Raw genomic sequence first — 12,366 nt, 5'->3', positions numbered from 1 at the left:
TGCAAGAGTTTGCGTCCCCAGTGAGCGGACGACGGCGGGGCGTCCCGCCGTCGTCCGCTCTGTTTGGAACGGGTGGTGCCTAATGCGTCAGGTCCTTACCCTTGGTTTCAGGCAGCTTCCATGCCACCACGGTGGAGATGACTAGAAGAACGACGACGTAAATGGTGAATGCTGAAGGTCCGAAAGCGGCGTTGGACCAGCTCTGCAGGTACGGCGCCGTCCCGCCGAAGATGGCCACGGCCACCGCATACGGGACAGCTACCCCAACAGTGCGTATCCGGGTGGGGAACATCTCGGCGAAGACTGCCGGAGTCACGGCCAGCGTGGCGCCCATCAGCACCAGGATCAGGGTCGCGGGGAGGAACAGGGACCAGAAACCCTGGCCCACGGTGTTGACGAGCAGCGGGAACAGCACGATGGGTGTGCCGGTGCCGATCATCATGCTGGCGCGGCGGCCAAAGCGGTCTGAGAACTTGCCCCAGAAGGGAAGCGAGATGATCAGGACGACGTTGCTCAAGACGCTGGCCAGCAGCGCCGTTCCCTGGTCCATCTTGTGGATGATGACGGCCTGCTGGACTGCACTCACGGACCACACGTAGTAGCAGACAGTGGCACCGATGCCCAGCCCGATGACCCGGAGCGCCGAGCGCCAGTTACGGCGGATCTCGGGCCAGATCGGCGGGCGGACAGTGGCCTTGGCTGCGGTGAAGGCTTCGGTCTCCTTCATCCGGGACCGCGCAACAAGGGTGTAGAGGCCAAGCACCGCTCCGATGATGAAGGGGATGCGCCAGCCCCATGCCTGCATGTCCTGCTTGCTCAGCAGCAGATTGAGGATGTAGCCGAAAAGCAGGCCGATCACGATGCCGGAGGTCCCGGATACATAGATCAGCGAGGACCACAGGCCGCGGCGCGCTGCGGGCGCGGACTCCGCGATGTAGGTCTGTGCCGAGGGCATCTCGCCACCGTGCGCGAGTCCCTGCAGCAGGCGGGCCGTCAGGAGCACCACCGCCGCCCACGCGCCGGCGGAACTATAGGTCGGTACCAGAGCGATCATGAGTGAACCAAAGGAAGCCAGTCCCACCGTGGAGATCATCGAGGCGCGGCGGCCCCTATGGTCCGCCAGCCAGCCGAACAGGAATCCGCCCACGGGTCTGGCCACAAAGCCAACCGCAAAGACTGCCATCGCTCCCAGGAGCGCTGCCAGCGGGTCCTTGGGGTTGAAAACCTCGGTGGCGAAGTAGATGGCAAAAGCCGAGTAAATGCCCCAGTCGTACCATTCGAGGGCGTTGCCCATTCCGGTGGCGAACAGGGTCTGCCGCTGTGCCTTTGTGGCCTTGACGGGTACGACGGCGGTTGGATTCGGGCCGACCGGGTCCCCGGCGCTTAGATCGCGGGCACGGGTAGCTGAATTGTGGGTCATGGGGTTCCTTGGGTGGGTGCCGGGGTAGCCGGATCAGGCGTCGGCAAGCTGGGCCAGCCGCGCCACGGCAAGCTGGGTGTAGAGAGCGGTTCCGTCCACCAGAACGCTGTCATCGAACGTGGCGCGAGGTGAATGGTTGAAGGCTGCGTCCGGTCCGCCGTCAAGCGGAGTGGCGTCCAGGCAGATGAAGCTGCCCGGTATCAGGGCCAGGACGTCGGCGAAGTCCTCGGAGCCGCCCAGCGGAGCAGCCAGCCGGTGGTGTCGTTCTTCGCCAAACAATTCGGCGATCTGATCCACAGCAAACGAAGTTTGGACTTCGTCGGTGACAGTGACGCGTCCCCCGACGTGGTAATTGATGTCCACCTCAAGACCGTGGGCAGAGGCGATGCCTTTGAGCAGGCGCGGGATTGCCGCCTGCATTTTGCTCCGGGCCTCATCCGAGTACATCCGCAGGCTGGCACCAAACTCGGCCGTGTCCGGGATGACGTTGATGGCCTCGCCCGCCTTGACCATGCCCACGGACACCACCACGGGGTCGTGGGCGTTGAATTGGCGCGTGACCATGTGCTGAAGACCCAGGATCATTTCCGCCATCACCGGCACGGGATCCTTGGCCTGGTGTGGAGCCGAGCCGTGGCCGCCCCGGCCGATGACTTTCACGAATAGTGCGTCCGCGGCGGACATCATGACGCCCGGCTTGGTCTCGAACCGGCCAGTGTTACCGCCCGCGCTGAACACATGCAGGCCGTAGGCGGCGTCTGCCCGCCGGCCTGACAGATCCAGGATTCCTTCCTCAATCATCATCGGGGCGCCAGCGAGTTGTTCCTCCGCCGGCTGGAACATCAAAACGACGTCGCCGGCCAGTTGGTGCCGCCGCTCGGCCAGCAGACGGGCCGCGCCAACCAGCATGGACGTATGCAGGTCGTGCCCGCAGGCATGCATACGGTTGGCCACCTCGGAGCTGAAGTCGACGCCGGTTTCCTCCTGGAGCGGCAAGGCGTCCATATCGGCCCGGAGCAGGACGGTGGGGCGGTCGACGGCGGACGGGTCACCGGCGGTGCCGCGCAGGACGGCGCCCACGGATGTAAGGCCCTTGCCCAGCGTTATTTCCAGCGGCAGGTCAGACAAGGCCTCCAGCACTTTCTCCTGGGTGCGGGGCAGTTCCAGGCCCAGCTCGGGGTGGCGGTGCAGGTCGTGGCGCAGCCGGACGATGTCGCTATGGAGTTCGCGGGCATCTGCAAGAATTTGGGCTACGGACACAGAGTGTTCCCTTCGGATGAACGGGTTGTCCACGAAAACGTGGTTTGGCTTCCTTCGAGTATGTGAGCTGCGCTACCTGCCGTCCATGACCAATTTTGCAGGAATTGCATGCCATTCCGGCATGAAACAGGCGGCGGAGTGCGAAAGTCAGTCCAGTGTGAATCCCGGCGATCCGGGGACGGACGCCAGCAGTTTGCGGGTGTACTCGTGTTGCGGGTCGCGGTACACGGCGTCGATGGGACCTTGTTCCACGATGCGGCCCTGGAACATAACCACCACGTCGTCACAGACTTCCTGCACCACGGCCAAGTTGTGCGAGATGAAGAGCATGGCGCTGTCCACTGTGCCGCGCATTCCCTGCAGCAGCCGGACGATGTCCGCCTGTACGGACACGTCCAGCGCTGACGTGATCTCATCTGCAATAACGAGCTTGGGCGTCAATATCAGCGCCCTCGCGATGGCGATGCGTTGCCGCTGGCCGCCGGAGAATTCGTGCGGATACTTGTCCGCCGCGGAAGGTTCGAGTTTGACCCGCTCCAACGCTGCAGCGATGACGTCCCGGTGCCGGACGGGGTCGGCCCTCCGCGGGTCCAGCGCCTCCGCCAGCGTCTGACCGGTGGTGCGCCGCGGACTCAGCGAAGAGTAGGGGTCCTGGGGAATGTACTGGACCTCGCGACGCATTTGCTGGCGGCGTTGGCCGTGCAGTGTGGCGAAGTCCTGATTGCCAATGAGGACCTCACCGCTAGTGGGCCGGTTGATCCCCACCAGCGTCTTGCCGAGCGTGGACTTCCCCGAGCCGGATTCGCCCACGAGGCCAACCACCCTGCCGGCAGGCACCGTCAGGGTGACGTCCTTCAGGACGTGGGCGCTGCCAAAGCTGACGTTCAGGTCCCGGACGGCCGCGGCATGCGTCGCCCCGGACGGTGCCTCCGGGAGGGCATAGTCGGTCTGTGCAGTCATGGTGTGTCAGCTCCTGCGGTGGCAGGCGTGCGGTCGAGATCCAGGACGGGGATCGCGGCCAGCAGTGCCTTGGTGTAAGGGTGGTGGACGTTCCGGGCGGCCAGTTGCGCGGACGTCAGCCGTTCGACGATTTCGCCCGACTTCATGACCAGGATGGTGTCGCAGAGAGCCTCCACCACGCCAAGGTCATGCGAGATGAACAACATTGCCGTTCCTTGTTCGCGGTGGATGCGCCGGAACTGACGCAGGACCTCAGCCTGGACCGTGACGTCCAGCGCCGTCGTCGGCTCATCCGCCACGATCAGCTGGGGAGAGGTGACCATGGCCGCTGCGATCATGGCCCGTTGGCGCATGCCGCCGGAGAGCTCGTGGGGGTGCTGCTGGAGGCGTTTGGCTGGCTCGGTGATGTTGACGGCGGCGAGCGCCTCGGTCATGACCTTCCGCGCTTTCGCACCACCCATGCCCAGATGGCTGCGCAGGACCTCGGTCAGCTGGGACCCCATCCGCAGGGAAGGGTTGAACGTGGTACCGGGGTCCTGGTAGACCATGCTGATTTCCTTGGCCAAGCGTGACCGGTCAGGTTGGGCCAGCATGTTCATGCCGGCCACCCGCAGCAGGTCCGCCTCAACGGCGAGGTCCTCGGAGGGCAGGCCCGCAATAGCCATTGCGGTGAGCGATTTTCCGGAGCCGGACTCCCCCACCAGCGCCACCACTTCGCCGGGGTTGATGGTGAAGGACACGCCCTTGACCAACTCCTGCCGGCCCGGGATGCTGATGCGCAGGTTCTCCACCCGCACCAGCGCCGCATCGGATGCCGGGACGGCAACGGTGCGGCCGTGCTGCAGGACCCGGCGGAAGAACTTTCGTTTGGCCCTGGGATCGGCATGGGCGGCCAGCGCATCACCAATCAGCATGACGGACAATCCGGTCAGGGCGATCATGATCGACGGGCCCACAGCCTCTACCGGCTGGGTATAGAGCGCGCCCAGGCTGTCGTTGAGCAGCCGGCCGAAATCATAGTCCGGGGACTGCACGCCGAGTCCGATGAAAGACAAAGCGGAGATTTCCACCAAGGACAGGGCGAACACGGTGGCGGAGAGGATCAGCAGCGGCTCGGCCATGTTCGGCAGCATGTGCCGCATGGCGATCCGGACCGGGCTGACGCCCAGAAGGCGGGCTGTGACCACATAGTCGCTGCTGGAGACGGAGGACGCCAGGTTCGCCGTGATCCGGGCGAAGCCGGGAATTCCGGCGATGCCGATCGCGATGACTGCCGAGGAAACCCCGGGTTCCAGCACCGCGGCGATCACCAGGGCGAAAATCAGACTGGGGTAGGCCACCGCCGTTTCCAGGACACGCAGGGCCGCCTCCCGGACGCGCCGGCCGGACAGCCAGATGGCCAGGCCAATCACCACCCCGGAGAGCACCGAGATCGCTGCCGCACAGGTGGTCATGAGCAGGGTCAGCCGTGTGGCTACCAGCGCGCGTGCCAGCAGGTCGCGGCCAAAGTCATCGGTGCCCAGCCAGTGGGACGCGCTGGGTCCCTGGGCGGCGTTGGAAGTCAGCTGCTCGGCGGCCTGCTTCAAAGTCAGGGGTGCAATGACTGCGATGCCGATCAGGGCGATCATCAGCACGGCGCCGGTCACCATGGCGGGAGTCCAGAACTCCCGGCTCCTAAACCTAGATGTCATGTGAGGTTCCTCCGAGGGTGCGGGGATCGATGATGGCCAGGATCAGGTCCACCAGGATGATGATCAGGGTGGCCAGCAGCCCGAGGACCAGGATGATGCCCCGGATCACGGGGTAGTCGCGCTGCAGGATCGCGTTGACAATTCCCTGCCCCAGCCCGGGCCAGGCGAACACGGTTTCAATCACCACAGCGCCGCCCAGCTGCGCTGCCAGGATCAGGCCGGAAAGTGTCAGCGTGGTGGTCACCAGATTCGGCAGGACGTAGCGTGCGTTGGTCCGCAGCACGCCGAGCCGCCAGCCACGGGCCGTGCGGATGTAGTCCTTGTCCAGCACCGCCGCTGTTTCCCGCCGCACGATCCGCGAGATGACGCACGCAGGCCCCAGCATCAGGGCCGCGGTGGGAAGCACCAGCGAGTTCAGTGTTGCCGCACCGGCCGCCGGGAACCAGCGGAGGGTCACGGCAAACACCACCACCAGCAGCGTGGCCACCACGTACTGGGGAACGGAGTAGATCAGGCCAGTCAGGAAGTTAAACCCTGCGTCCAGCCACCTGTTCCGGCCGCCGCGGGTCAGGATAGCAACCGTCATTCCCAGGGGCACGGCAATGGCCAGCGCCAGCAGGATCGCCAGGAGTGCGATCTCTGCGGTAAACGGAAACCGGGTGAAGATCAGGGTGGACACGCTTTCGCCGCTGACGAACGAGGCTCCCATGTCCAGGCGCAGGACGCCGGAGACGTAGTTGAAGAACTGGGTGTACAGAGGCAGGTCCAGGCCCAGTTCGGCCCGGACATTGGCTATCTGTGCCGGGCTGGCGCCCTCGCCGGCAGCGATCACGGCCGGGTCCCCGGGGATTAGCGGGACAATCAGGAACGTCACCATCACCAGGACAGCGAACGAGAGAAGCAGCCCGCCGAGCCGGCGCAGCGAGAATCCCACCCACGGGTGGCGGAGGTAGCGGCTTCCCGCGCTCCCGGCACGTACGCCGGGAGCGCGGGAAGCTTCAGCAATGCTTGAAACAGTCATCTGTTGTTGTCCGCGCTACTTCGTAATCCGCATGGTGCTTTCGTCCGGCTGCCCATTCATGGTGTGCATGGCGAAGCCGGAGCGGATGGTCACTTGTGCTGGCAGGCCGGCCAGCGGGATCACATGGGCGTCACCGATCATGAGCTTCTGCACTTCCTGGTAAGTCCCGCAGCGCTCGCTGTCGTCGGTCTGGGTCATGGCCTCGGACACCAGGTCAAGGGCGGGCTGGTTCTCCAGGCCGCCCCAGTTCAGGCCACCCTTTTCCACCGGGGTTCCGATGACCGTGGACAGCGCCCCGTACATGGTGCCTCCGGCGTTGATGCCGCCCATGACGGTGATGTCCCAGGTGTCCAGCTTCTGGGTGAGGTCGGTGCTCCAGGTTGCCAGGTCCACGTTGCGCAGCTCAATATCCGCACCGGCGGCCCGGAGTGCCTCGGCAACGTAGGTGTTGGCGGCGCCGTTGGGGCCGAAGACCTGTGCGCCCACCATGCGGATCCTGACGCCGGCCAGCGCGGCCTTTGCGGCTGCGGGGTCTGACTTGATGAGCCGCCCGGTGTCCTTGTTGGAGCACGGCACGCCCGGGTGGGCGAACGAGGAGTAGAGCTCACCGAGGCCACCGGAGGCCGCCTGGTTGAACGCGGTGGGATCCAGGGCCTGGGCAACGGCTTTGCGCAGCGCCGGGTCGGTGAAGGGGTGGCCGGGGCGCTCGTTGAACATCATGTAGAGGCTGCCCTGGGGAATCACCTGGGCGCTGAAGTCCTTGTTTCCGTCGAAGCGGGTGGCGTCCTTGCCGCGGATGGTGGCGATGTCCTTGGCGCCGGTCAGGAGTTCGTTCGACACGGCGCTGGCGTTGGCGTTGACGCTCGCCTCGATGGTCCTGGCCGGGGTGCCCGGTATCTCGGTCTGGTATTCGGGCCAGGCCTTGTAACCGTCGCGGAGCGTGAACGTGTAGGCCACACCGTGCTGCTTTTTGGTCAACGTGTACGGTCCGGAGAAAGCACCCGGCACGTCCCCGGCGGTCAGCGCCTTGGGATCTGCGAGGCCGGCCGGGCAGACGATGCCGGTGGCGTGCAGGCTCAGGCCCTGCAAGAGGTCGGTCCACGGCTGGGCCAGCTCCACGATGACGGTGCCGGCTGCGTCATCAGCCGTCACGGTCGCGGGCCCTTCACCCAGAACCAGCGGACGGAAGCTGGATTTACTGTCCGGGGACGCGAACACCTTGAGCGATTCCGCCACCACGCCTGCGGTGATGGGAGTGCCGTCCACACACGTGGCGCCCCTGCGGATGGTGAACGTGCCCCGGGTGGGCGTGATGTCCCATTTGCTGGCAAGGTCCGGAACGATCTTGTTGTTCTCGTCACGGCGCACCAGCGTGGAGAACAGGAAGCGGTTGACGGCGTAGTCGTCGGCGTTGCGGACCTCTACCGGAGCAAAGCTCGTGGGGTCGGCGTTGACCACGGTCCGGATGGTGTCGGTGGAGACCTGCCCAGCGGCGGTGGAACCGGGAGTGGTTGCGGCACCGGTAGTGCAGCCGGTGGCGGCAACGGCGATGACCACGGCAGCGGCGGCGAAGGGAGCGAGCCGGCGGCCGCGACGGGCCGCCGGGGCTGCCATGGGCGGGAAAATCTGAGTCACGAGGGGTCCTTTGATTGGTCCGATGCGAGCGCAGGCGCCGCCGCTTACAGCGTTGGCGGACACCTGCAGATCGAGTATGTGACCCATATCTCAGAACGTCTAAGACTCATTATTTAGTGATTCCATGCCGTCCAGGCATGAAGGCGCGCAGTTCCGCGGGCGCTGACGGAACCGGGACGGCAACACGGACAGGCCAGGCATCGCCGGCACCGCCGTATGACCGTTTGTTGCGGCATCGGTGGCAGTGAAGCGCAACCGGCAGCCTTACCCTGATCCGGTGACCCCCACCCTTTTTGCCAACGCGACCTTCCATACCCTGAACCCGAAACAGCCCCGCGTCGAAGCCCTCCTGGTGGAGGACGGCGTCATCGTGGCCGCCGGCCCCGCCGCAAATCTCCGCGCCCACGCACCCGCCGGGACCAGCACCGTGGACCTGGGCCGCGCCGTCGTCATTCCCGGCCTGACCGATGCCCATATCCACACGGCAAGCCTGGCCAGGTCGATGCACGAGGTGGACCTGCGCGGGACCGGAAACCTGGCGGAAGCGCTGGCCCGGGTTACCGCCATCCTGCCGCGGTACCGGGACGGCGAATGGATTCTGGGCGGCTGGTGGGACTTCAACAAGTGGCAGGTCCCGGTGCAGCCGGACCGCGCCAGCCTGGACGCGGCCTGCCCGCGGAACCCTGTAGCCCTCACCAGCGCGGACGGCCACACGGTCTGGGCTAACTCGCAGGCATTGCAGCTGCTGGGCATCACCAGGGACACACCCCACCCGGCGGGCGGGGAGATTGTCCGTGATGCCGCCGGAGAGCCAACAGGGATCCTGCGTGAAAGCGCCGTCTACCCGGTGCGGAAACTGGCGGCTTCCGGGGTCTCCGGAAACCTTCCGGAGCAGCTGCGGGAGGCGCAGCGGTACCTGCTGTCCTTGGGCGTCACCGGCGTCCACGACATCGACGGTGCTGACGCACTGGCCGCCCTGACGAGCCTCCGTGAGGAGGGAGGGCTGGCCCTGCGCGTACATAAACTGCTGGCCCAGGACGACTTGCAGGCCTCCATCGCAGCAGGCATCCGCACCGGCCAGGGCGACAGCTGGATCCGGCATGGCGCCGTGAAGATATTTGCCGACGGCGCGGCGGGCTCGCACACGTGCCACATGAGCCAGCCCTTTCCGGGCGGCACCAGCCACGGGGTGGAAGTGACGGCGTATCCAGAGTTGCTGGCGCTGGCCGGCCGTGCGGCGGAGGCGGGCATCGCCGTCGCGGTCCATGCCATTGGTGACCGCGCCAACACGCTGGTGCTGGACGCCCTGGCCGCCATCCGGGACACCACCGCACTGCACAGCCTGCGGCACAGGATTGAGCACGTGCAGTTCCTGCAGCCCGCGGATGTCCCGCGGCTGGCCAGGCTTGGCGTGGTGGCCTCCATGCAGCCGCAGCACTGCCCCAGCGACCTGCCCATCCTGGGCATGGTGGAAGGCCGGGGCCTGGCGTCCTATGCCTGGCGGAGCCTGCTGGACGCCGGCGCCACGGTGGCCTTCGGCTCGGACTCGCCCGTGGAGGTCCCCAACCCGTTCCACGGGCTGTACGCCGCCATCACGCGGACCACTGCTGCGGGGGAGCCCGACGGCGGGTGGGAACCGCAGGAGCGGATCTCACTGGCCGAGGCACTGCACGCGTACTGCGTGGCCCCGTCCTTTGCCTCCGGCGAGGAGGCTGTGAAGGGCACACTGGCCGCTGGAATGCTCGCCGACTTCGCGGTTCTTGACACCGACATCTTCACGGCAGAACCCGCCGGGATCCGGGACACGAAGGTCCTGATGACGGTCACCGGCGGGGCTGTCCGCTACCGGAACGACGCCTTTAGCTAGGCGGCACGCACCTTTGAGGTTGCGATGGCACCGCCCAGGGAGATCAGGCCGATGACCACCAGGAGCGTGGCTGGTCCCCATGACGCGTTGCCGGAGAAGGTGAGGAAGACCGTGGCGAGCGCCGGCATAAACCCGGCGACGACGGCTGAGAGGTTGGCGGACAGCCCCATGCCGGTGTACTTGACCTGTGCCGGGAAGAGCCGGTCGATCAGCGCACCGATGATGGCGTAGGTGATGGCGCAGGGGCCGAAAGCCAGCACCATGGCCAGGATGATCAGTCCCGGATCCCGGCTGTCCACGAGCCAGAAGATCGGGAATGCCAGGGCAATGAAGATCGAGTAGCCAATGATGCCCACCCGCGCCGCGCCGAAGTGGTCGGCAAGGCGGCCGGCAAGCACTGTCATGACCATCTGGGCCACGGCGCCGATGGTCATGGCCGTGAGGATCACCGTGGACGGAAGTCCCAGGACCCGGGTGACGTAGCTGATCATGAATGTCGTGAGGATGAAGAAGCCGGCGTTGCCCACCAGATAAGTGCACACGCCGATGGCCAGCTTCGCTTTGTATTGGCGGAACAGTTCGGTGACCGGGGATTTCTGGGTTCCGTCAGTGGCCTTGAGCTTCTGGAACTCAGGCGTCTCCTCCACGTTCCAGCGGAGCCAGAGCGCCACGGCCACAAGGACGATCGAGGCAAGGAACGGCAGCCGCCATCCCCAGGCCATGAAGTCGTCTTTGGGCAGCAGGGTCACCAGCGTGATGGCGCCGGTGGACAGCAGCGTGCCAACGGGCGAGCCCAGCTGGACCAGGGCAGCGTACAGCCCCCGGCGTTTGGCCGGGGCGTACTCAATGGCCATCAGGGTGGCGCCACCCCACTCGCCGCCGGTGGCAACGCCTTGGACCGCACGAAGCAGAGTCAGCAAAACGGGAGCGACGACGCCGGCCGTGGCGTAGGTGGGCAGCAGCCCCATCAGCGTGGAGGCGGCACCCATGATCATCACGGTGGCCACCAGGGCACCGCGCCGGCCGTACTTGTCACCGACGTGGCCGAAGATCAGCGCGCCGACGGGGCGGGCGATGAAGGCCGCGCTGAAGCTGAGGAATGCCGCGACCGTGGAGGCCACGGGGTCGTTGCCGGGGAAGAACAGCGGCGCGAAGACGATCGCGGCGGTGGTTCCGAAGAGGAAGAAGTCGTACCATTCCAGCGCTGTGCCGATGAAGGCGGCGGCCACCACCTTTCCAGGGCTCGACGGGCCCGCTCCAGGGGCTGACGGACCGGTTCTTGGTCCAGCCAGCGCTGGTTCAACCGGTGTTTCGCCAACCGCCAGGGAGCCGGTTGCTGGTGATGTGGGAGTTGTCATGGGGTCCTCGAATGACTGATGCATTGTTGATGGGCTGCGAGCGCGGAGGCTCTGCCCATGAACCGTACTGTGCGTCACTGCATACCTGCCAATACTTCTTCTTGCGTTTATGTATACCCAAAGAGCATGCTTTTGCCATGAACCTTCGCCGCTTGCAGTACTTCCTGGCCGTCGTGGACGCCGGCACCGTGACCGCCGCCGCTGAGCGGATCCACATTGCCCAGCCCGCGCTCAGCCGGCAGATCAAGACCCTGGAAAACGAGCTCAAGCTGCGCCTGTTCGAGGCCCAGGGGAACAAGCTGGCCCTGACCCCCGCGGGCCGGGCGTTCATCCCCGCCGCCCGTCGCCTCATGCTGGAGACGCAGGGCCTGGAAGCTGCCGCGGACGCCCTGCGCACCGGACGGGTGGCCACACTGGTTGCCGCGGCTACGGCCGCCTCGGTCCGGGGTTTCCTGGCACCTTTCATCGCCACCACCCGGCCCGAGGACCCGCTGATCATTACGCAGGAAACCAGCCACTTCGCCATTGCCGACGCGCTGCTGCACGGCTGCGACTTTGCTGTCTCGCCCGCGCCGCCCGAGCCGGGCCTGACCACCATGGCGCTGGGCAGCATCCCCTTGACCGCCTACGTGGCGGCTGACCACGAATGGGCCCTCGGCGGCGTCGCCGAGCTCCCCCTGTCAGTCCTGTCCGGCCAGCACGCCATCCTCCCCTCACACCAGAGCGTCAGCCGCTACATTCTGGACGACGCCCTGAACCAGGCCCACCTGAGCTTCCGCCAGGTGTCCGAATGCGATGACGGGCAGACCATCATGGCGCTGGCAGCGGCCGGGCACGGGGTCGGGGTGACCACGGATTTGCCCGCCTACGGCGCCCACCCAATCCGGATCCTGGCAGGCACGGACGCGCGGCCGGGGGCAGCCCTCCGGCTCCCCCTTCACACCGCCTGGATTCCCGGCCATTTCGCCGAGGACACCATCCGGGCGGTGGCACGGCGGATCCGCGACTTCCTCAACCAGCAGCGTGCAGTCATCAGGGACGACGCGAAGCTGGACGGGCATGCCTGATGGGCATGAATAACCAACCCAATAGACATTAGACAGCATGAATACCGCTTCCGATACTTGATGGAACGCAATGATGCATCCACACAC

The 12,366-nt window shown here is 66.1% G+C and carries 9 protein-coding genes; 2 read left to right on the top strand and 7 right to left on the bottom strand.

Translation table 11 applies throughout. The features are described 5' to 3' along the window. Nucleotides 1-79: 79 nt before the first annotated feature. From J2X01_RS17225 to J2X01_RS17200, 6 genes are all read right to left on the bottom strand, one after another. The gene (locus J2X01_RS17225) at nucleotides 80-1,420 is read right to left on the bottom strand and encodes an MFS transporter (RefSeq protein ID WP_310060202.1); all 1,341 of its coding nucleotides are present in this window, start codon (nucleotides 1,418-1,420) and stop codon (nucleotides 80-82) included. Nucleotides 1,421-1,453: 33 nt separating this feature from the next. Continuing rightward, nucleotides 1,454-2,680 carry a M20 metallopeptidase family protein gene (locus J2X01_RS17220; protein WP_310060198.1) on the bottom strand — a complete coding sequence of 409 codons (1,227 nt, stop codon included), beginning with the start codon at nucleotides 2,678-2,680 and terminating at the stop codon, nucleotides 1,454-1,456. Between the two features lie 147 nt (nucleotides 2,681-2,827). Next, nucleotides 2,828-3,640 carry an ABC transporter ATP-binding protein gene (locus J2X01_RS17215; RefSeq protein WP_310060196.1) on the bottom strand — a complete coding sequence of 271 codons (813 nt, stop codon included), beginning with the start codon at nucleotides 3,638-3,640 and terminating at the stop codon, nucleotides 2,828-2,830. Then, nucleotides 3,637-5,331, bottom strand: a complete 1,695-nt coding sequence (locus tag J2X01_RS17210) for a dipeptide/oligopeptide/nickel ABC transporter permease/ATP-binding protein (RefSeq protein ID WP_310060193.1) — start codon at nucleotides 5,329-5,331, stop codon at nucleotides 3,637-3,639. Before J2X01_RS17210 ends, J2X01_RS17215 begins: the two co-directional genes overlap by 4 nt. Then, nucleotides 5,321-6,352: an ABC transporter permease gene (locus J2X01_RS17205; RefSeq protein WP_310060190.1), complete on the bottom strand. Its 1,032-nt coding sequence runs from the start codon at nucleotides 6,350-6,352 to the stop codon at nucleotides 5,321-5,323. Before J2X01_RS17205 ends, J2X01_RS17210 begins: the two co-directional genes overlap by 11 nt. Nucleotides 6,353-6,367: 15 nt before the next feature. Beyond that, on the bottom strand, nucleotides 6,368-7,987 hold the full coding sequence (locus tag J2X01_RS17200; protein WP_310060187.1) for an ABC transporter substrate-binding protein: 1,620 nt from the start codon (nucleotides 7,985-7,987) through the stop codon (nucleotides 6,368-6,370). Between the two features lie 277 nt (nucleotides 7,988-8,264). On the opposite strand from J2X01_RS17200, the gene J2X01_RS17195 reads away from it, so the two are divergent. Beyond that, nucleotides 8,265-9,854: an amidohydrolase gene (locus tag J2X01_RS17195; RefSeq protein ID WP_310060183.1), complete on the top strand. Its 1,590-nt coding sequence runs from the start codon at nucleotides 8,265-8,267 to the stop codon at nucleotides 9,852-9,854. On the opposite strand, the gene J2X01_RS17190 is transcribed toward J2X01_RS17195, so the two are convergent. Next, nucleotides 9,851-11,083, bottom strand: a complete 1,233-nt coding sequence (locus J2X01_RS17190) for an MFS transporter (protein WP_310060180.1) — start codon at nucleotides 11,081-11,083, stop codon at nucleotides 9,851-9,853. The two genes, J2X01_RS17195 and J2X01_RS17190, sit on opposite strands and share 4 nt — an antisense overlap. 266 nt (nucleotides 11,084-11,349) lie before the next feature. Here J2X01_RS17190 and J2X01_RS17185 point away from each other — a divergent pair, with 266 nt between their 5' ends. After that, a complete protein-coding gene (locus J2X01_RS17185) occupies nucleotides 11,350-12,279 on the top strand; it encodes a LysR family transcriptional regulator (protein ID WP_310060178.1) in 930 nt (309 codons plus the stop codon). Nucleotides 12,280-12,366: the final 87 nt, after the last annotated feature.

Origin of the sequence: Arthrobacter ginsengisoli (assembly GCF_031456935.1) — a bacterium.
Classification (GTDB): Bacteria; Actinomycetota; Actinomycetes; order Actinomycetales; family Micrococcaceae; genus Arthrobacter; species Arthrobacter ginsengisoli.
This window is presented reverse-complemented; position numbering and strand designations above follow the sequence as displayed.